The following is an 18,966-nucleotide window of genomic DNA, read 5'->3' on the forward strand; positions in this document are numbered from 1 at the left end:
GGTCCGAAGGAAAGGTACCACAGAGAGGTTTCCGGAGCAAGGGTTCTTTTTGAGGAAGTTTTGTCTTCCGGGTCTTGATGGTCACAGGTCTATCTGCGACAATAGAGGCAACGCAGAGGAGGAGGGGCAGGCGATGAAAAAGTTCATCAACCGTCCAGAAAACCTCATTGAGGAGATGCTCGAAGGTTTCGTGAAGGCCCATCCTGACAAGGTCCGCCGCCTCGAGACCGAGCGGGTCCTCGTCCGGAAAGACGCCCCCGTGGAAGGCAAAGTGGGTATCGTCACCGGAGGAGGTTCAGGGCACAAGCCGGCCTTCATCGGCTACCTGGGGAGAGGGCTTGTCGATGCGGTGGCGGTGGGGGATATCTTCGCTGCCCCACCGGTGTCCAGGGTCTATGAGGCCATCAAGGCCGTGCACAGCGGGAAAGGGGTGCTCCTCTGCCTTGGGAACTACTCCGGGGACGTCATGAACTTCGGCATGGCCAAGGAACTCGCCGAGGCCGAGGGGATTCCTGTGGAGCACATCATCGTGAACGACGACGTGGCCTCAAGCCCCAAGGGGAAAGAGGAGAACCGCCGGGGCGTGGCCGGGGAAGTGGTCCTCTGGAAGGTGGTTGGGGCTCTGGCCGAAGAGGGGGCAGACCTCCCAAAGCTCAAGGAGGTCGGAGAGCGGGTCGTCCGAAACACCCGGAGTATAGGCGTGGCCCACACCCCTTGTATCCTCCCCACCACTGGGAAACCGAGTTTCGCTATCGGCGAGGACGAGATGGAGATTGGGGTGGGGCACCACGGGGAGCCGGGGATTAAACGCACGAAGATGATGGCTGCCGATGAGGTGACGACCCTCATGATGGAGGCCATCCTCGAAGACCTCCCCTTCCGCTCAGGGGATGAGGTCCTCGTCCTTGTGAACGGCCTTGGGTCCACTCCCCTCCTTGAGATGTACATCGCCTTCCGCAGAATCGCCGAAATCCTCACCGAGAGGAGCATCAGCATCCACCGCACCTACATCGGGGAGTTCTTCACCTCCCTGGAGATGGGTGGGTTCTCCATCACCCTCACGAGACTCGATGACGAGCTCAAGCGCCTCATCGATGCCCCCTGCGATGGGGTGCACTTCGTGCAGCACTGAGCGGAGGTGTCCCATGGAGGCCATTCCCTTTTCCCGGTTCAAAGAAGCCTTCACCCGGATCCTCGAGAACCTCGAGAGACACCGGGAGGAGCTCAACGACCTCGACGCCCCCATCGGGGATTCCGACCACGGGGAGAGCGTCTGCCGGGCCTTCGCCAAGGTCAAAGAGGCAGTGGAGGCCTTCCCCGAAGACCACAAAGACATCGGTGCCCTCTTGGCAACGGTCGGGAAGACCATCCTCTTCTCTGGGGGTGCTGCCATGGGGCCGCTCTACGGGACGGCCTTCCTTGATGCCGGGAAGGTCGCTTTGGGGAAGTCCTCCCTCACCTTCCCCGAGTTCGTCGAGGTCTTCGCCGCCTTTGTGGAAGGAGTGCGGCGCCGGGGAGGAGCTGAGCCCGGGGACAAGACCATGTACGATACCCTCTATCCTGCCCTTCTTGCCCTCAAGGGTGCCTGTGAAGCGGGGAAGTCTCTCGAAGAAGCCCTGGAGGAAGCGAAAGAAGCCGCACGCCTTGGCATGGAGTCCACGAGAGGAATGCTCGCGAAAAGAGGCCGCGCGAGTCGCCTCGGAGAGCGGAGCATTGGCCACATTGACCCCGGAGCTGCCTCGAGTTACTTCATTGTTGAAGCGTGGTTTGAGAGCTTGAAGGAGTAAGGTGTGGCCGGAAAAGAGGTCCTCAAAAAGCTTGTCGTTGTGGCTTTTCTGGTCTTCCTCTTTTTCCTCTTCCAGCTGGGGAATCCCTATCTCTCCGCCTATTTCTCATCTCTCTATGCCATTGAGCAAGCCACAATCACTCAGCGGATGCTTCCAACGGGAGAGTTTGAGGTTGCAGAGGAGATTGTCTACCGCATGCGCAAACCCTTCCGGGGGGTGTTCCGGGAGGTTTCCCCCTCCCGGTATGTGGAGATTGAGGATGTCAGGGTCTCAACCGAGGGGGTTCCGGCGAAGCACCTTGAATGGGAGTACCTCACGCCCAGGGGGTTTTCCGTCCGGGTGTGGCTGGTTCCCTTTGGCAGTGATTTTCGCCTTGACCCGAGAGCCTACCCCCGGGTAGTGCTCCGCATCGCCTACAGAGCCCGGTACGTCTACGAGAATGGTCCCTCCGTTGCCCAGGTTTTCCGCCAGTTCTGGGGGGAGTGGGATTCGTGGGCTTCTGATGTCCGGGGCATCTTTGAGTTCCCCGAGAACGTGACGATTGAGCGGGTCTACACCCATCCCGCTCTTTGTGTCACCCGGGAGGGGAACCGTTTCGTCATTTCTGCCCGCCATCTCCCTCCCAAAGCCTTGGCCGAGGTTCGCTTCGTGGCACAACCCTTGCCCAATCTTCCCTATGCCGCTTCAAACCCTTCGCTGACTCTTGAAGACATCGAGCGGGAGGAGGGTTTCTACCGGAGCGAGGTACGGAATGCCCTGCTTTTCTCTCTGGGGCTTTTTGGGATTTGCTGCGTTCTGCTCCTTCTCGTTTTCCTCCGCTTTGGGCGAGAACCTGAGGTTTCGTATGAGCGCCTTTACGAAGAGGAGCCACCTCATGACGACCCTCCCGATGTGGTCAACGCGATTGTGAAAAACCTCGGGTGGTCTGTGGACGACGACGGCGTTGCTGCCGTACTCTTGCACCTGTACCATCTGGACTTAGTGGACTTTGCCGAGGAAGGAAAAGCCATCGTCCTGAAAGGTAGCGCCGTTCCCCAGAACCTCCCTCAAACCGAGAAGGCCCTTTTTGCGCTTCTCCAGCGCTTTGCCGAAAATGGGGTGTTCCGTTTTCAGCCTCTCAGGGAGAAGCTCGAGCGGTCCCTGAAGGAGGCCAAAAGTTTCAACAGTGCTCTTTCGTCGTACCGGAAGGAGGTTGGCAGGGAACTCGCCCGGCGAAAGTACCTCCGCACCACGGGGAATATCCTGGCAAAGGTCATCGCCGTGTTCATGGTGCTCGCTTCCCTCGGACCCCTGAGCGTGACTGACCGACCTACTCTCGCCCACCTTGCGCCTTTCTTTACCGTTCTTTCGGGAATGTTCTTCTTCACCGGGGCTGGGGTCCTTGTGACCCGCCGGGACCGCTTTGGGAGCTGGAGCCCAGAAGGTCGCCTTTACTACCTCCGCTGGAAGGCTTTTGCCCGCTTTCTGAACGATTACTCCCTTATGGCAGAACATCCACCTGAGTCCGTTGTCCTTTGGGAGAAGTACCTCATTTACGCTACAGCTCTGGGTATAGGGGAGAAGGTCCTGCAGCACCTCCGTAGGCTCATTCCCCAGGAAGTTTGGGAACGGGAAAGCTCTCACCACGTCTTCTATGGGCCTTTGGTGTTCTTGCCGGCAAGGAATTTCCGGGAGCTTGCAACCACGGCCTCAGCGACTGTGACTCGGGCCTCTTCAGGAAAAGGTGGAGGTTTCGGTGGGGGATTTGGGGGTGGGGCGGGAGGCTTTGGCGGTGGTTCCGGAGGAGGCCGGGGCGGGGCGTTTTAGGAAAACGCCCCTTTCTGTGTCCCTTTCCATCTCACCGTGAGGTAATGTGCGAGTTTGTCAACCCGAATCTGCAGTAAACCCCGATTCCTCTCTGAGCCCCGGAGGTTTGCCGCAAAATCAGTCAAAGTGCGGAACCTCTTATGGCCTAGAGGACTGCAAGGGTATTACGCAGGAACGGGTAGGTATCCGCGCGGTGGGTTGGGGGGTTCTTGTTTTTTTGCCAGCTTTCAGTATAATGGAAAAGGGGTGGCGGTGTAGCTCAGTTGGTCAGAGCATCCGGCTCATACCCGGAGCGCCGGGGTTCGAATCCCTGCACCGCCACCAGATTGTGCAGGTTTTGCACGGTGCAGGCACTGGAACGGAAGGTCTACGAGTTCATCAGGGAGCATTCCCTCTTTGCCCCCCGCGACGTGGTGCTTGTCGCCTTCTCTGGAGGACCGGATTCCACCGCCCTTGCCGAAATACTGATTCGCCTCAGGTCGCTCCTTGGTATCGAGCTTTTGCTCCTCCACCTCAACCACAGGCTTCGCAAAGAAGAGTCCGACCGTGATGAGGCTCACTGTGTGCGGTGGGCAGAGGAGCGGGGGCTTCCCATTATCGTGGAACGAAGAGATGTGGAGGCGTTCTGCCGCTTAGAGCGGCTTTCCATTGAGGAGGCGGCGCGACGCATCAGGTACGGGGTTTTCGAAACGTGCCGGGTGGTTCACGGGGCTTCCTGCGTAGCTCTGGGGCATACCCTTGATGACCAGGCGGAGACGGTTTTCATGAACATCGTCCGGGGTACCGGCCTTCCGGGCCTTTGCGGCATGCGGCCAAAGGAAGGCGTCTATGTGCGGCCGCTCCTTGGGGTACGGCGCCGTGAGATCCGGGAGTTCCTTGAGAGGGAGGGCATCTCTTTCGTTGAGGACAGTTCCAACCTCGACCTGCGTTTCCTCCGCAACCGGATTCGCCATTGTGTTTTTCCCCTGCTTGAGGAAATCAACCCTCGCATTGTGGAGGCGCTGGCCCGCCTTTCCCTGAACGCCCAGGAGGCTCTGGCTTTGCGGGAGGAAAAGAGTCTCCCCCTTGTCCGGGGACACGAGGGAGGAGGCATACCCCTTGATGCTGTGCTCCTTGTTCCTCCCTCGGAGCGGTCCTGGCTTGTGCGGCAGTTCCTTCGGGAGGTTCGCGGAACCCTTTGGGACGTTACCCGGGGCCAGATTGCAGACATCCTTCGTCTTGTGGAGAAGCGGCAGGGCGAGGTTGTCCTCCCAGGGAAGGTTCGGGTTTTTGTGCAGGGAGGGTATCTCTGGGCGTCTTCTTCCCCTCTCCCCCTTGTCGATATGCCCTCGTGGAGTTTTCCCCTCCATTTCCCTGGAGTGCACACCTTTCCCGACCTTGGGGTTGTCCTTGAGGGTCGTTTTGCCCCGTTTTCTGGAGAGGTTCATGGTACGGTCTGGCGCGAGGCTCTGGACTACGGGCAGTGTGTTCTTCCTCTGGTGCTCCGGAATTTCCGCGAGGGGGACCGCATGCAGTGGAGGGGGAAGGAACGGAAGCTCAAGGAACTTTTCGAGGAGTGGGGGATTATTCGGGAGTGGAGGCGACTTCTCCCTCTCCTTTGTGACCAGGAGAAGGTGCTCTGGATTCCTGGTCTAGCCCTTGACGAACGGGTGAGAGTTCAGGAAAATAGCAAGAGTATTCTCCATGTGGAGCTGCGGCGGTGTAAGGGGTGAAACGGTGGAGGACTTCATCGAACGGGTTCTCATCACCGAAGAGGAAATTCGGCAGAGGGTTCGGGAACTCGGAGAGGCCATAAGCAGGGACTATGCGGGGAAGGAACTGAGGGTTGTCGGGGTGCTTCGGGGAGCGTTCATCTTCATGGCTGATCTTGTCAGGAATATTCGGGTTCCCCTGAGCGTTGATTTTATGTCGATATCAAGTTACGGAGATGAGTGTGAAACAAGCGGCGTGGTACGAATTCTCAAAGACCTGGACAAACCCATCACCGGGCGACATGTCCTCATCGTTGAGGACATCGTGGACACAGGACTGACCCTGCGACACCTCAAGGAGGTGCTTGCCACCCGGGGCCCGGCAAGCCTTAAGGTGTGTGCACTTTTGAGTAAGCCTGAGAGAAGGCTTGTGCAGGATTTGACCATCGATTACCTGGGGTTTGAAATTCCCAACTGCTTCGTCGTGGGGTATGGTCTAGATTACGCAGAACGGTACCGGAATTATCCCTTTATCTTTGTCCTGAAGCCCGACTACTATCACGATGCCCAGAGGGAAGGAAAGGGTCAGTGCGGATGAACAACATTCCTGGTGGGAGGTTTTACCGAAACTTAGGATTCTACCTCCTCTTCCTCATCATCGTGATTTCCCTGGCTACCTCGCTCATGCAGCGCGAGGCCCCGCCACAGGTACTGACCTACAGTCAGTTCCTTGACGCGGTGCAGCGAGGGGCCGTCCGCCGGGTAGTCATTGCCGACCGGAATATCAGCGGGCAAATGTTTGACGGAACTCGTTTCACCACCTATGCTCCTGAAGACCCTGAGCTCATCCGGATTCTTCGGAATCAGAACGTTGAGATTGAGGCGCGCCCCCCTGTTGAGCCGTCCTGGTGGACGAGGGTTCTGAGCTCGCTCTTTCCCACGATTTTGCTCATCGTGGTGTGGATTTTCCTCCTGCAGCAGATTCAGGGAGGGAGTAAAGTGACGTCTTTTGTGAAGAGCCGGGCCAAGCTCGTGGACCCGGAGAAGGTCAGGGTCACCTTTGACGACGTTGCCGGTATTGATGAGGTGAAGGAAGAGCTGAAGGAAGTCGTGGATTTTCTGAAGAACCCCCGGAAGTTCCAGAGAATCGGTGCCCGAATCCCCCGGGGTGTGCTGCTCTATGGTCCTCCGGGCACGGGGAAGACCCTCCTTGCCAAGGCCATTGCCGGGGAGGCAGGGGTACCCTTCTTCAGCATCAGCGGCTCGGACTTTGTGGAGATGTTCGTGGGAGTTGGGGCAGCACGGGTTCGGGACCTTTTCGCTAACGCCAAGAGGAACGCTCCCTGCATCGTCTTTGTCGACGAGCTCGATGCTGTGGGACGGCACCGGGGAGCAGGACTTGGAGGAGGGCATGATGAGCGGGAGCAAACGCTCAACCAGCTCCTTGTGGAGATGGACGGCTTTGACCCCAACCAGGGTGTGATCCTCATTGCTGCCACGAACCGTCCCGATATCCTTGATCCCGCCCTCTTGCGTCCGGGGCGGTTTGACCGGCGCATTGCTGTCCCTCAACCGGACGTCAGGGGACGGGAGGCCATTCTCAGGGTGCACGTTCGGGGGAAACCCCTGGGGAAAGATGTCGACCTTGAGGTTCTGGCGCGTCGCACGCCTGGCTTTGTCGGGGCGGATCTCGCTAATCTCGTGAACGAAGCGGCCATTCTTGCGGCCCGCAAGGGGAAGGATGTCATCGAGATGGAGGATTTCGAGGAGGCTATTGACAAGGTCATTGCCGGACCCGAGCGGAAACACATCATCATCAGCGAGCGGGAAAAGCGTATCATCGCGTACCACGAAGCAGGGCATGCTCTTGTGGCGAAGGTCCTGCCAAACAGCGACCCAATCCACAAGATTTCCATCATCCCCCGGGGGGGTGTTGCCCTGGGATACACGTTGCAGCTCCCTGCGGAGGACCGGTACCTCCTCACCAAGCAGGAACTCATGGCGCGCCTTTCCATTCTCCTCGGAGGACGGGTAGCGGAGGAAGTGGTTTTCAAGGATGTGACGACTGGTGCCCATGACGACCTCAAGAAGGCTACGGAAATCGCCCGGGAGATGGTCTGCGAGTACGGCATGAGCGAGCTCCTTGGCCCTCTGACCCTCGGCAGAAAGCACAAGGAGGTTTTCTTAGGGCGTGACATTGCCGAAGACCGGAACTACAGCGAGGAAATCGCCTATGCCATCGATAGGGAAGTCCGGGCCCTCATTGATCAGGCGTACGAGCGGGCAAAGGACATCATTGTCCGGTACCGGGAGAAGCTCGACGCGCTGGCGAAAGAGCTGATGGAAAAAGAGGTCCTGGGGCGGGAAGACATTGAGCGGATTCTGGACATCCCCCAGGACGAAAGTCCTTCCAAAGGAGGAGAAAAGGTCCATGAAAGCGAACACGCTGCGTATTGGTCTGACCGGAGTAGCCAGCATGGTGGTGAATGAGGAGACCACGGCAGACCGCTTTGACCCCGATATGGTGCCTGCTTTCGCAACCCCTATGCTTGTGTCGCTCATGGACAATGCTGCTTGCGAGGCGGTCAAGCATCACCTTCCCGAAGGATACGTCAGCGTGGGAACAAGAATCAGTATCTCCCATATCGCGGCAACCCCAAGGGGGATGAAGGTCACCGCCCGGGCCACCCTTGTGGAGATTTACCGGAACCGTCTCGTTTTTGAAGCCGAGGCCTTTGACGAGGTTGAGAAGATAGGGGAGGGGCGCCTGGAACGATTTGTGGTGAACAGGGAATGGTTCATGAAGCGCCTTGAGGCCAAGGCTGAAGTGAAGAAGCGAGGTCTGGTGGAGCGATGAGACAGTTTGCCGTTTTTGGGCTGGGTATTTTTGGGAGTAGCATCGCCATCGCCCTGTACCAGCAGGGATTCACGGTTCTTGGAGTGGACATTGAGGAGGACCCGGTGAAGGAGATGGCGGGAAAAATCACCGAGGTGGTTCAGGCCGATACCACCGACGAGAAGGTACTCGAGGCCCTGGGGGTGAAGAACTTCGATGTGGCCATCGTGAGCATTGGGAACGACATCCAGTCGAGTGTTCTCACCACCCTTGCGGTGAAGGAGCTCGGGGTTCCCTTCATCGTCGCCAGAGCAATCAATGAAATGCACGGGAAGATTCTGGAGAAGATCGGGGCGGATCGGGTGATTTTCCCCGAGCGGGATATGGCCCTGAGGGTGGCAAAAACCCTGGCTTTCCCTAACGCCATACGGACGGAAGAACTCTTCCCGGGGTACAACATTGTGGAGGTGAGGCTTCCTGTACTCCTCCATGGAGTCTCTCTTGGGAAGGCTCAACTACGGAATCGCTACGGTATCACCGTTCTGGCCATCAGGAGGGAGAACGAGTACCGGGTTTCGCCCTCGGCCGATGAGGTTTTGCTTAAGGGGGATATCATCTACGTTCTGGGGAATGAGCAGCAGTTGCGGAGGTTTTTCAAGGAAATGGTAGAAAGCCGCAATGGAAAGGTTGTGGAGGTATGAGGGCACAGCTTGAGTGCTTTACCTGCAACATCCGTCAGGCCCAGGAAGCCGCAGAAATCGCCGGGGCTTCCTTTGACCTTCTCTGGAAGATTTCCCAGAAGGTCTGTGCGCTCTACGCCCAGGCGGATCCCTGCTGGACGCCCGCGTACATGACCACCTTGGCGCATCAGATCGCCAAGGAGGCCACAGGAGTCGAGGACATTTACTACCGTTTCAAGCGGCACTACAACCGCATGGCCCTTGAGCTTTATGGAAGGCTTAAGGAGTTCGTGGCCTCTGGGGAAAATCGCCTCGAACGGGCGGTTCTTGTGGCCATTGCGGGGAACATCATCGACCTTGGAGTGTACCGGGAGGTGGATGTGGAGAGCATTCTCGCCCAGGTGACCTCTGCCCAGTGGGGGAGGTATGATTTCCCTGCTTTTGCCGCTGACCTTTCCCGGGCGCGGACCATCGTCTACGTTGGGGATAACGCGGGGGAAATCGTTTTTGACCGGATTCTCGTGGAAGAAATACGGAATCTGGGGGAGAAAGAGATGTTCTTCGTCGTCAAGGGAGGTCCCATCTCGAACGATGCCCTTCTTGAGGATGCCCGTGAAGCCGGTCTTGAGGGGTTGGTGCATGTACTCACCACGGGCCAGGCCGAAACAGGCATCGACCTCTCACGGGCACCCCTTGAGCTTCAGGAGGTCTGGAAGAGGGCTGACCTCATTATCTCCAAAGGGCAGGGGAACTTTGAAACCCTGAGCGGTCGGGGGGAGAACATCTACTTCCTCCTCAAGGCGAAGTGTGTTCCTGTGGCGCGGGAGTTTGGTGTTCCCCAGGGTGCGCTGATTCTCAAGCGAAATCTCGGATGAGGCCATGGAGAAGGTTCTGGTTCGCTCAAGTGGTGGAGTGGTGGTGCGGAGGGAGGGCTCTTCTTTCACAGTGCTCCTCATAAGGAAGCGAGGTTCTCCCTTCTGGACGCTTCCCAAAGGGCATCTTGAGGAGGGAGAAAGCGAGGAAGCTGCAGCACTGCGGGAGGTTGCGGAAGAAACGGGGTGTGTTCCCCGCCTGGGCCCAAGGATTGGAGAGATTGCCTTCACCTATGAGCGTAATGGACGGCTTTTTGAAGAACACGCCGCCTTCTACCTCATGGAGGCGGTTACCCAGAGTTTCCTTCCTCCGCAGGAGGAGGTTGAGGAGGTTCGGTGGGTTGACCTCGCTCAGGCGCCAGGCTTACTCCACTATGAGAATGAGCGGGACATCCTGAAGAGAGCTCAGGAGTACCTTGAAGCCCAGAAGGCAAATTTTTAGGGAATTTTCTCCCCGACCGTGACAAAACCCTTGACAGTGCGCTAAAATACTGACAAAAGGGGAAAGCCTTGTTGAGCCCTGGGAAGAGGAACGCGGGGCCCTGCGGAAGTCGCGTGGAAGGTGCAAGGAGGTTTCCGGGTGGAACTTTTGAAGATTTCGTCCCGAACCAGGCCGGCAGCTTTAGCCGGGGCGCTGACGGGAGCCATTCGGGAGCATGGGCGGGCAGAAATGCAGGCAGTGGGAGCAGGTGCGGTGAACCAGGCAGTGAAAGCCATCGCCATTGCTCGGGGGTACCTTGCTCCAAGTGGTATTGACCTTGTCTGTATCCCGGCTTTCGTGGACGTGAAAATTGGCGATTCGGAGAAAACGGCGATACGCTTCATTGTGCTTCCGGCTTAGAATTCATTTTCAGGAAAAGGAGGTTTGGGGAGGATGAACAAGCAGGACTTGGTGGGTACTCTTGCGGAGGAGCTCAAGAAGGAGGGTCTGAGTATCACCAAAAAGGATACTGCTCGCATCGTGGATACAATGCTTGAGGTTATCCAGAATGCTCTGCGGAAGGGTGAGAAGGTCCAGCTTGTGGGGTTTGGAACCTTCGGGGTGAAGAAGAGAGCAGGACGCAGGGGGAGAAACCCGCAGACCGGGAAGGAAATTCATATCCCCGAGACGAAAGTGCCTTTCTTCCGTCCAGGAAAGCTCCTGAAGGAAGTCGTGAAGTGACGGCAATCCCCCTACAGGGGAAAAGCCCTTTCCCCTGTGGGGGGATTGTGTTCGTGGTGTTTTCCGAGTATACTCTTGAAATAGAGGTGCGCCCGTAGCTCAACAGGATAGAGCGTCGGCCTCCGGAGCCGAAGGTTGTGGGTTCAATTCCCGCCGGGCGCACCAGTTTTTTGGGGTTTTCGGCGAGAGGACCTCTCTGTCTCCATCGTACTCCCTCTGCGGGATGCTGCCACCGGGTTTTTCTCAAGAACGAATGAAGTGGCTTTTGGGTGTGGTCCATGGTACAATTTCCCCAGAGCTTAGGGTCGCTTCAGGGACACCGGGTTTTGAAGGGCGGGAGTACTACGGGTCTTGCTTGGAAACGGCAGAATCTCCCCGGGGAGACCTTGCTGTGGCGCCTGGGGAAGCGTATACTTGCACCGTATTTCCTCGGTTTTCCCCTTGAGGTAGAGGGTGAGTTGCCCCCTCCGCCTTTTCTGCTTATTGCCAACCACCTCAGTGCTCTCGACCCCTTCCTCATTGACGCCCTTGTTCCGTACCCGATTGTCTGGGTGGCCAACCGGCTGATTTTCGAGCACCCCTTTCTCGGTCCCCTGATTCGCGCCGTAAGTGCCATTCCCAAGAGAAAAGCCCTGCCTGACTGCCGCGCGGTCCGGGGTATCTTCCGGGTGCTGGAGAGAGGAGGAGTGGTGGGGCTTTTCCCTGAAGGAGGGATTCCCTGGAACGGGGTGAACCGGGGAGTGACTCCGGCAACGGAGAAACTCCTTGCCCGGCTCCAGGTTCCGGTGGTTTTTGCCCACATCCAGGGGGCCTGGATACGCAAACCCCTCTGGGCAGACCACTCTCGCAGGGGTCCGGTGTTCATTCGCTTTACCCTCACTGCCTGCAGCTCTCTCCTATCTTTCTGGCATTCCGAGTGGGAATGGCAGAAACGTCACCGGATCCCCTTTCAGGGGGAAAGACGGGCTGAGGGCATTGAACGGGTGGTGTTTTTCTGTCCCGCCTGCGGGAAATTCCGCAGCATCGTCGGGAAGGGGAACGAGGTGCTCTGCCTTTCTTGCCACAGGAGATGGACCATCGATGCGTATGGCTTCATCGATGGGCTCACCCAGGAGGAATTCACCGCAAATCAGGAAAGTCTCCTTGGTGCTCTTTGCGAGCACACCCCTGAAATCGTGTTCCCAAAGGTCCTCATAACGGAGCGAACCCACCCTGGAGGGGCACTTCGGAGCTTTTCCTTCGGTCCGGTTGTGGTGAATCGGGAAGGACTGCTTGTCCGGGGAAAATGCTTCCCATTCTCTGAGATTCGCGGTGAGAATACCTTTCTGAAGAAGGTTTTTGAGTACACCTCTGGCAGGCACCTCATCCGCCTCCACCTGGAAAAGGACGCTTGCTTACTCCTGAGCCTTGTGCGGTTGCGGAAAGGCAATGTTGTTCAGTGTCCTTCCTCGCCCCCTCTCCGTTGACTTTTCTTCGCTTTGTGTTATAGTTTCTGTAAAAGGTGCATCGAAAGACGATGAAGGGGAGTAGTAAGGGAGTCTGAAGAGGTGCAGAGAACCGGAGAAGGTGGAAGCCGGTCCTCTTCTTCCCTGAATCCGCCCTGGAGTTGTGGGTACGAAGGGATAGAGTAGTGCCCAACGCGCTTTAGGCGCGTTAGCGCTTTGAGGGTGGGGAACCACCGAAGAAGGGTGGCACCGCGGGAAAGCTCTCGCCCCTTGGGCGAGAGCTTTTGTTTTCTGAAGGAGAGACAGAATGGAAGTTTTCGAGGTTCTCCGGTACTTTCTGGGAACAGAGAAGGAGGTCTTCCTCTGCCCCTTCCCTGCAGCCTGGGGACGGGAGGCGGTGGTGGTCAACTGCTTTTCTCCAGGAGATACGGTGGTGTGTCTGGTCTCTGGGGAGAGGGGAGAACACTGGGCCAGGGTTGCCGAAGGCTTCGGGCTCTCGGTCATCCGCCTGGGGGGATATGGAGGGAAGCCTCCACGGGTGGAAGACCTTTACCTCCTCTTTGAGGCTGAGAAAGCAAGCTCCATCAAAGGGGTGTTCGTCACCCATGTGGAGAGGGAGGAACCTTTCGCCGTTGAGCTTGAGGCTCTGGGAAGGGTGTGCAGGTCTTTTGATGTGCTGTACGCTCTTGATGTGAGTGAGTCTTTTGGAGTTTTCCCCCTGTCCCTGGACGGGAGTGCTGTGGATGTGGCGGTGGCAGAGAGTCCGCTGCTTTCTGGGAACTGTTCGCTGCTTGTTGTGGGGGAAAGGGCCTGGAGGGCAAGGTCTTCGGCCCGCTGTCCCCGTTTTGCCCTGGATTTCGCAGAACTCCAGAAGCTCTCCGCAGGGCAGGAACTGTCCCCTCTTTGCTTAGGGTTCCTTCTGAACCTACGGTCGGTGGGGAAGGAAGCCGTCTGGGAGCGGCGGAAATTCCTGGCGTCGGTGTTCCGCAGGGGGGCAGAGGCTCTGGGATTTTCGGTGGTGCACGACATGGCGGCCTTCCCCTCGGTGACCTGCCTGAGGCTCCCTGAAGGGATTGTAGAGGACGAGGTCCTTCTGGCCCTTGCGCGGGAAGGCATATGGAGCGGGAAGGTGGCAAGGAAGGACAGAACCATCTGGGTGCGGCACGGTGATACCCTGAAGGTTGCTGAAATCCTGGGGCTTCTCTTTGTCCTTGGAGAGGTCCTAAGCGGTAAGGGTCAGAAGGTGCACATTTCAACCATTCTTGCGGGAATGGAGGTGGACTGGAGTGGCTGAAACCATTCGTATTCTCTGTGCCCATGGAGTTCCGGAGGATATGGTCAAGCGGCTTTCTGAGGAAATTGGGCCGGTAGAGGTGCTCTCCTCGCACGATGAGGAGGAGATTCTCCGGGCCATTCAGGATAAGGACGTTTTCGTTGTCCGTTCCAAGCCCCAGGTCACTGCCCGCATCGTTGAAAATGCCCCAAGGCTCAAGGTTGTCGCCCGTCCTGGAGTGGGAACGGACAACATCGACAGGAAGGCCTGCGAAGCTCGGGGCATTCAGGTCATCAACACTCCCGAAGCTTCGGCTTCAAGCGTTGCCGAACTCACTGTGGGACTGGCCATTGCCCTTCTGCGTCACCTGTACCTCACCTGCGCGTTCCTGAAGGAAGGGAAGTGGGCCAAGGGTCAGTACACGGGGAAGACCGTCGAGGGGAAGACCTGGGGGGTCGTGGGCTTTGGCAGCATCGGCCGAAGAGTAGCGGAAATCGTGAAGGCCATGCGGGCCGAAGTCCTCGCCTACGACCCGTATGTTCCGGAAGAGGAATTCATCCGGCGGGGAGTCAAGCGGGCCTTTCGGCTTGAGGAGCTCCTTGAACGAAGCGATATTGTCTCGCTCCATGTGGTCTTAAATAGTGAAACTGCAGGCCTTTTCTCGGAAGAAATGCTCCGGAAGATGAAAAAGGGTGCGTACCTCATCAATACCTCGCGGGGGAAGGTGATCGACCAGAAGGCCCTCCTTCAGGTACTTCGGGAAGGGCACCTTGCCGGTGTGGCTCTGGATGTGTACGAGACCGAACCACCTCAGGACCTTGAGCTTCTCACCCATGAGAATGTCATCTGCACGCCCCATATTGGGGGAAGCACCGAGGAGGCGTTCCTCAACGCCACCGAGGTTTTGGTGAATAAACTCAAGGCGCTGTTTCGCCTGGGAGAGGGGGTTCCAATCGGGTACTGATGGAGAAACCCTTTGAAGTCCTCGACCACACTGCGGATATCGGTCTTGTGGCCTGGGGGAGGTCCCTGGAAGAGCTCTTCGCGAACGCCGCGCTGGGAATGTTTTCTCTCATCGGGGCGTTAGAAAAGGTGGATGGGGGGTTCACGGCAGAAGTTGCCGTTGAGGGAAGCGACTACGAGGACCTTCTTGTGACCTGGCTCAACGAGCTCCTCTACCTTTTCGAAGCCGAGGAAGTACTGCTCAAAGCCTTTGACATCCAGAAACTCGGGCAGTATTACCTCAGAGCCCGGGTCTTCGGAGAACCCCTGGACTTCAAGAAACACGAGCTTTTCCGGGTGGTGAAGGCCTGCACGTACCACGAGGTGAAGGTGGAGGAGGTCGAGCCAGGGCTTTTCCGGGCGCAGGTATACTTCGATATCTGAAAGGAGGTTGAGCTTATGGCTGAGTGGAGTGGGCCACTGCAGAAAGTAGACGACTGGCGTTGGCGAATTCCCAAAGACTACAAGCACGGCATGAAGGTTGAGGGGGTCATTTATGCCAGTGAGAAGATGATTAAGGCCATCCGGAAGGACCAGGCCCCGGAACAGGTGGCGAACGTCGCCTTCCTTCCGGGGATTGTCGGGAAGTCTCTGGCCATGCCTGATATCCACTGGGGGTATGGGTTCCCCATTGGGGGCGTGGCGGCAACCCTTTTTGGCGAAGGGGTGATTTCCCCAGGAGGTGTGGGGTTTGACATCAACTGTGGAGTCCGGGTGGTGAAGACGAATCTCACCAAAGACGAGGTTCTGCCTCGACTTGAAAAGCTCCTTTCGGTTCTTTTCCGGAACATTCCCTCCGGTGTGGGTTCAGAGGGTAAGCTCTCCTTTTCGCCGGCAGAACTCCGCAAGGTCATGACCCAGGGAGCGCAGTACGTGATTTCCCGGGGGTTTGGCTGGCCGGAGGACAAAGACCACATCGAAGAGGGTGGAGCTATGGAGGGGGCCGATCCCGACGCGGTGAGCGATAAGGCCATCGAGCGGGGCAAGGACCAGCTTGGGACTCTGGGTTCGGGGAACCACTTCCTGGAGATTGAAGTGGTGGAGCGAATCTTTCGCCCGGATATCGCGGAAGTTTTCGGGCTCTTTGAGGGACAGGTCATCGTCATGGTCCACACCGGTTCCCGGGGGTTTGGTCACCAGATCTGCACCGACTACCTCCAGAAAATGCAGAACGCCATGAACCGTTACGGCATCAGGGTTCCAGACCGGCAGCTCGCCTGTGCGCCGCTTGACTCCCCTGAAGGTCGGGGGTACTTCGCGGCCATGGCCTCGGCGGCGAATTTTGCCTGGGCGAACCGCCAGCTCATCACCCACTGGATTCGCGAATCCTTCGAGGAGGTTTTCGGGAAATCGGCTCGGGCCCTTGGGATGGAGATCCTGTACGACGTTGCCCACAATATTGCCAAAATTGAGGAACACGAGGTTGACGGAAAACGCCTGAAGCTCTGCGTGCACCGCAAAGGGGCAACCCGGGCTTTTGCCGCAGGTCATCCTGCAGTTCCCGAGCGTTTCCGAAGCGTCGGTCAACCCGTGCTCATCCCGGGAGATATGGGAACGGGGTCGTATATCCTGGTGGGGACGGAACTCGCCATGAGGGAAACCTTCGGGTCCACTTGTCACGGAGCCGGGCGAGTCATGAGCCGCTCCGAGGCCGATCGGACGTCCCGCGGTCGGGACATCGCCGCAGAACTCGAAAAGCAGGGTATTCTGGTCATGGCCGAGAGCAAGGCAACCTTGAGGGAAGAAATTCCCGAGGCCTACAAGGATGTGGGAGAGGTCGTTGAGGTTGTGGAGCGAGCAGGAATCTCGAAAAAAGTGGCCTACGCCCGGCCTCTGGGAGTCATCAAGGGTTGAAGGAGAGAGTGACCATGCTTGACTGGAAGTGGGTACGGGAGCACCGGGAGGATGTTGCCGAAGCGCTCAGGAAGCGAGGTATGAGCACAGAGCTTCTGGACACTCTCTTTGCCCTTGACGAAAAGCGAAGGGCGCTTCAGAGGGAGGCCGACGCCTTAAAACAGAGGAAGAATCAGCTCGCCAGAACCATCGGGACTCTGAAACGGGAAGGAAAGGATCCCGGGACGCTCCTTGCCGAGGGTGAAGAAATTTCTGGACGCCTCGAGTCCATCGACCGGGAACTTAAGGAGGTGGAGGAGGAGTGGAAGGAAAAGCTCCTCTTCCTCCCCAATATTCCCCACGAGAGCGTCCCGGTGGGGAATGGTGAAGAGGACAACGTGGAAGTTCGCCGGTGGGGAGAACCGAGGGAGTTCACCTTCCCTCCCCGGCCCCACTGGGAAATCGGGGAGACCCTCAACATCCTTGACTTTGAGCGGGGAGCGAAGATTGCCTCTTCGCGCTTCACCGTCCTCAAGGGTGCAGGGGCGCTCCTTGAACGGGCGCTCATCAACTTCATGCTCGACCTCCATACCTTGAAACACGGATACCGGGAGATTTTCCCGCCCTTCCTCGTGAACACGAAGACCATGACTGGAACAGGACAGCTCCCGAAGTTCTTCGACGACCTCTACCACTGTCAGGATGACCTCCACCTCATTCCCACGGCAGAAGTCCCGGTGACGAACCTCCACGCCGATGAAATCCTCGAAGAGGACGACCTTCCCATTTACTACGTGGCCTACAGTGCCTGTTTCCGCCGGGAAGCAGGGTCATACGGGAAGGACGTTCGGGGGCTTATCCGCCAGCACCAGTTTAACAAAGTGGAGCTTGTGAAGTTCGTCCATCCCGATACCTCCTATGAGGAGCTTGAGGAACTCGTTCGTGATGCCGAGGAAGTTCTTGAGCTTCTTGGACTTCCCTACCGGGTGGTGACCCTCTGTACCGCCGATTTGGGCTTCGCCGCGGCAAAGACCTACGATATCGAAGTGTGGTTACCGTCTCAAGGGAGGTACCGGGAGATTTCTTCCTGCAGCAACTTCGAGGATTTCCAGGCCCGTCGGGCCAACATCCGTTTCCGTTCCCACACGGGGAAGCTCCACTACGTGCACACCCTAAACGGTTCAGGCCTTGCGGTGGGAAGAACCCTTGTGGCGATTCTTGAAAACTACCAACAGGAGGACGGAACGGTTGTTGTGCCTGAGGTGCTTCGCCGGTACATGCACGGCATTGAAATCCTCACCCCGGAGCTTGAGGTGAAGTAGATGGAGCGACTCGGTGTCGGTATTGTGGGTTTTGGCTTTATCGGGAGGGTACACGCGCTGGCGTTTTCGGCCCTCCCCTTTTACTACAGTGACCTTCCTTTTCTCCCCGAGATCCGGGGCATCTGCACTTCCCGGGAGGAGACGGCAAGAAAGGCCAGAGAGGAGACCGGAATTCCTTTTACCACCCATCGTGTTGAGGAGCTCCTCGAAAGGGAAGACATTGACGTTGTCGTGGTGGCTACACCCAATGCCTTTCACCTTCCGGTTGTGGAACAGGCCGCAAATGCGCAAAAGCACATCTACTGCGACAAGCCCCTGGCGCTCAACCTCAGGGAGGCCGAGAGAATCCGGGAGATCGTGACGCAAAGCCGTGTGACCTTCGGCATGGCCTTTCAGAACCGTTTCGTTCCCGCAATCCTACGGGCAAGAGAGCTCATACGCGAGGGATTCCTGGGCGAGGTGGTCCGGGTTCGGGCCCAGTACCTGCACTCAGGGTACAACGACCCCCGGCGTCCCATGAGCTGGCGTCTCCGGAAAGACCTTGCGGGAGGCGGTGCCCTGGCCGATCTGGGGTCGCACCTCATCGACCTTGTCCATTACCTTCTTGGGGCATTTGCGGTGACGGGAGCCCGGGGGAAGACCTTCATCACGAAGCGCCCCAGAAATCCCGAAGGGGAAGACTTCGAGGAGGTCCTTGTCGATGACTGGGCAGAGGTCTCTGGAGTCCTTGCAAACGGTGCGCCACTGACCATTGAGGCCAGTCGCTTCGCCACGGGAAGCTGCGATGAGCTGCGTCTTGAGATTGAGGGGATGGAGGGTGCCATTCGTTTCAATTCGATGCAGCCGAATTTCCTTGAAGTCTACGATGCCCGGGAAAGAGGTGGTCCGTACGGAGGGAACCGGGGATTCAAGCTCATCGAATCGGTCCATCAGTACCCCTACCCGAATCGCATTCCCGGAAAATTTGCCATCGGCTGGGTTCGCCCGCACATTGCCTGTGCCCACGATTTCCTTTTGCGGATTGCCGGACAACCTTCCCTGGGGGCAACCGTTGCGGATGGGGTTTTTGTCCAGAGCGTGCTCGAGAGTGCCTATGCCCTTTCGGGGTATTGAAGGCATGAGGTTTCCATGGTATACTACCCCTGTCCTGGAGAGGTGGCCGAGTGGCTGAAGGCAATCGCCTGCTAAGCGATTAGGCGGACCAAAATCCGCCTCGAGGGTTCGAATCCCTCCCTCTCCGCCAGAGCTCCGAAGGAG

The 18,966-nt window shown here is 57.8% G+C and carries 19 protein-coding genes, 3 tRNA genes and 1 other annotated feature; all 22 genes read left to right on the forward strand.

The window, feature by feature from the left end; translation table 11 throughout:
- Positions 1-133: 133 nt before the first annotated feature.
- The 22 genes from dhaK to ACP6EK_RS04990 all read left to right on the forward strand — a co-directional run bounded on the left by dhaK (position 134) and on the right by ACP6EK_RS04990 (position 18,952).
- Complete coding sequence (gene dhaK, locus ACP6EK_RS04885; RefSeq protein WP_438318697.1) at positions 134-1,132, forward strand: dihydroxyacetone kinase subunit DhaK; 999 nt, start codon at positions 134-136, stop codon at positions 1,130-1,132.
- 13 nt (positions 1,133-1,145) lie between these two features.
- Complete coding sequence (dhaL, locus tag ACP6EK_RS04890) at positions 1,146-1,787, forward strand: dihydroxyacetone kinase subunit DhaL (RefSeq protein WP_438318700.1); 642 nt, start codon at positions 1,146-1,148, stop codon at positions 1,785-1,787.
- A gap of 3 nt (positions 1,788-1,790) precedes the next feature.
- Positions 1,791-3,593 carry a DUF2207 family protein gene (locus ACP6EK_RS04895; RefSeq protein WP_438318702.1) on the forward strand — a complete coding sequence of 601 codons (1,803 nt, stop codon included), beginning with the start codon at positions 1,791-1,793 and terminating at the stop codon, positions 3,591-3,593.
- A gap of 248 nt (positions 3,594-3,841) precedes the next feature.
- Positions 3,842-3,917: transfer RNA gene (locus ACP6EK_RS04900), tRNA-Met, on the forward strand.
- Between the two features lie 20 nt (positions 3,918-3,937).
- The gene (gene tilS / locus ACP6EK_RS04905; RefSeq protein WP_438318704.1) at positions 3,938-5,305 is read left to right on the forward strand and encodes a tRNA lysidine(34) synthetase TilS; all 1,368 of its coding nucleotides are present in this window, start codon (positions 3,938-3,940) and stop codon (positions 5,303-5,305) included.
- A gap of 4 nt (positions 5,306-5,309) precedes the next feature.
- Positions 5,310-5,882, forward strand: a complete 573-nt coding sequence (gene hpt, locus ACP6EK_RS04910; RefSeq protein ID WP_438318707.1) for a hypoxanthine phosphoribosyltransferase — start codon at positions 5,310-5,312, stop codon at positions 5,880-5,882.
- Positions 5,879-7,774 (forward strand): ATP-dependent zinc metalloprotease FtsH, encoded by a 1,896-nt coding sequence (gene ftsH, locus ACP6EK_RS04915; RefSeq protein ID WP_438318890.1) that lies wholly within the window; start codon positions 5,879-5,881, stop codon positions 7,772-7,774. Before hpt ends, ftsH begins: the two co-directional genes overlap by 4 nt.
- Positions 7,716-8,141: a thioesterase family protein gene (locus ACP6EK_RS04920; RefSeq protein ID WP_438318710.1), complete on the forward strand. Its 426-nt coding sequence runs from the start codon at positions 7,716-7,718 to the stop codon at positions 8,139-8,141. The genes ftsH and ACP6EK_RS04920 overlap by 59 nt, the downstream gene beginning before the upstream one ends.
- A complete protein-coding gene (locus ACP6EK_RS04925) occupies positions 8,138-8,821 on the forward strand; it encodes a potassium channel family protein (protein WP_438318713.1) in 684 nt (227 codons plus the stop codon). Before ACP6EK_RS04920 ends, ACP6EK_RS04925 begins: the two co-directional genes overlap by 4 nt.
- Positions 8,818-9,675 (forward strand): damage-control phosphatase ARMT1 family protein, encoded by an 858-nt coding sequence (locus ACP6EK_RS04930; RefSeq protein ID WP_438318716.1) that lies wholly within the window; start codon positions 8,818-8,820, stop codon positions 9,673-9,675. The genes ACP6EK_RS04925 and ACP6EK_RS04930 overlap by 4 nt, the downstream gene beginning before the upstream one ends.
- A 4-nt stretch (positions 9,676-9,679) precedes the next feature.
- Positions 9,680-10,114, forward strand: a complete 435-nt coding sequence (locus ACP6EK_RS04935) for an NUDIX hydrolase (protein ID WP_438318719.1) — start codon at positions 9,680-9,682, stop codon at positions 10,112-10,114.
- Positions 10,115-10,252: 138 nt separating this feature from the next.
- Positions 10,253-10,513: a stage V sporulation protein S gene (locus tag ACP6EK_RS04940; RefSeq protein ID WP_017889960.1), complete on the forward strand. Its 261-nt coding sequence runs from the start codon at positions 10,253-10,255 to the stop codon at positions 10,511-10,513.
- Between the two features lie 33 nt (positions 10,514-10,546).
- The gene (locus ACP6EK_RS04945) at positions 10,547-10,834 is read left to right on the forward strand and encodes an HU family DNA-binding protein (protein WP_017889959.1); all 288 of its coding nucleotides are present in this window, start codon (positions 10,547-10,549) and stop codon (positions 10,832-10,834) included.
- An 88-nt stretch (positions 10,835-10,922) separates the two neighbouring features.
- A tRNA-Arg gene (locus tag ACP6EK_RS04950) sits at positions 10,923-10,999 on the forward strand.
- 113 nt (positions 11,000-11,112) lie between these two features.
- Positions 11,113-12,300 (forward strand): lysophospholipid acyltransferase family protein, encoded by a 1,188-nt coding sequence (locus ACP6EK_RS04955; RefSeq protein ID WP_438318893.1) that lies wholly within the window; start codon positions 11,113-11,115, stop codon positions 12,298-12,300.
- A gap of 41 nt (positions 12,301-12,341) precedes the next feature.
- Positions 12,342-12,553 (forward strand) — a binding site (T-box leader).
- Positions 12,554-12,586: 33 nt separating this feature from the next.
- A complete protein-coding gene (locus tag ACP6EK_RS04960; RefSeq protein WP_438318723.1) occupies positions 12,587-13,573 on the forward strand; it encodes a hypothetical protein in 987 nt (328 codons plus the stop codon).
- Entirely contained in the window at positions 13,566-14,516 is a 951-nt protein-coding gene (locus tag ACP6EK_RS04965; RefSeq protein WP_438318726.1) for an NAD(P)-dependent oxidoreductase, read from the forward strand. Before ACP6EK_RS04960 ends, ACP6EK_RS04965 begins: the two co-directional genes overlap by 8 nt.
- Positions 14,516-14,938, forward strand: a complete 423-nt coding sequence (locus tag ACP6EK_RS04970; protein WP_438318729.1) for an archease — start codon at positions 14,516-14,518, stop codon at positions 14,936-14,938. The genes ACP6EK_RS04965 and ACP6EK_RS04970 overlap by 1 nt, the downstream gene beginning before the upstream one ends.
- Positions 14,939-14,953: 15 nt before the next feature.
- Entirely contained in the window at positions 14,954-16,408 is a 1,455-nt protein-coding gene (locus tag ACP6EK_RS04975; protein WP_438318732.1) for an RtcB family protein, read from the forward strand.
- A gap of 14 nt (positions 16,409-16,422) precedes the next feature.
- Complete coding sequence (gene serS, locus ACP6EK_RS04980; RefSeq protein ID WP_438318735.1) at positions 16,423-17,709, forward strand: serine--tRNA ligase; 1,287 nt, start codon at positions 16,423-16,425, stop codon at positions 17,707-17,709.
- Complete coding sequence (locus tag ACP6EK_RS04985) at positions 17,710-18,822, forward strand: Gfo/Idh/MocA family protein (protein WP_438318738.1); 1,113 nt, start codon at positions 17,710-17,712, stop codon at positions 18,820-18,822.
- A gap of 36 nt (positions 18,823-18,858) precedes the next feature.
- Positions 18,859-18,952: transfer RNA gene (locus ACP6EK_RS04990), tRNA-Ser, on the forward strand.
- Positions 18,953-18,966 lie beyond the last annotated feature (14 nt).

Origin of the sequence: Candidatus Caldatribacterium sp. SIUC1 (assembly GCF_051549785.1) — a bacterium.
Lineage (GTDB): Bacteria > Atribacterota > Atribacteria > Atribacterales > Caldatribacteriaceae > Caldatribacterium.

Excerpts from the sequence above, each read along its gene's own strand:
- ACP6EK_RS04960 (WP_438318723.1), top strand. The coding sequence starts at position 12,587 with ATGGAAGTTTTCGAGGTTCTCCGGTACTTTCTGGGAACAGAGAAGGAG.
- serS (WP_438318735.1), top strand. The coding sequence starts at position 16,423 with ATGCTTGACTGGAAGTGGGTACGGGAGCACCGGGAGGATGTTGCCGAA.
- ACP6EK_RS04970 (WP_438318729.1), top strand. The coding sequence starts at position 14,516 with ATGGAGAAACCCTTTGAAGTCCTCGACCACACTGCGGATATCGGTCTT.
- ACP6EK_RS04935 (WP_438318719.1), top strand. The coding sequence starts at position 9,680 with ATGGAGAAGGTTCTGGTTCGCTCAAGTGGTGGAGTGGTGGTGCGGAGG.
- ACP6EK_RS04945 (WP_017889959.1), top strand. The coding sequence starts at position 10,547 with ATGAACAAGCAGGACTTGGTGGGTACTCTTGCGGAGGAGCTCAAGAAG.
- dhaL (WP_438318700.1), top strand. The coding sequence starts at position 1,146 with ATGGAGGCCATTCCCTTTTCCCGGTTCAAAGAAGCCTTCACCCGGATC.
- dhaK (WP_438318697.1), top strand. The coding sequence starts at position 134 with ATGAAAAAGTTCATCAACCGTCCAGAAAACCTCATTGAGGAGATGCTC.
- ACP6EK_RS04920 (WP_438318710.1), top strand. The coding sequence starts at position 7,716 with ATGAAAGCGAACACGCTGCGTATTGGTCTGACCGGAGTAGCCAGCATG.
- ACP6EK_RS04930 (WP_438318716.1), top strand. The coding sequence starts at position 8,818 with ATGAGGGCACAGCTTGAGTGCTTTACCTGCAACATCCGTCAGGCCCAG.
- ACP6EK_RS04955 (WP_438318893.1), top strand. The coding sequence starts at position 11,113 with ATGGTACAATTTCCCCAGAGCTTAGGGTCGCTTCAGGGACACCGGGTT.
- ACP6EK_RS04985 (WP_438318738.1), top strand. The coding sequence starts at position 17,710 with ATGGAGCGACTCGGTGTCGGTATTGTGGGTTTTGGCTTTATCGGGAGG.
- ftsH (WP_438318890.1), top strand. The coding sequence starts at position 5,879 with ATGAACAACATTCCTGGTGGGAGGTTTTACCGAAACTTAGGATTCTAC.
- ACP6EK_RS04925 (WP_438318713.1), top strand. The coding sequence starts at position 8,138 with ATGAGACAGTTTGCCGTTTTTGGGCTGGGTATTTTTGGGAGTAGCATC.
- ACP6EK_RS04975 (WP_438318732.1), top strand. The coding sequence starts at position 14,954 with ATGGCTGAGTGGAGTGGGCCACTGCAGAAAGTAGACGACTGGCGTTGG.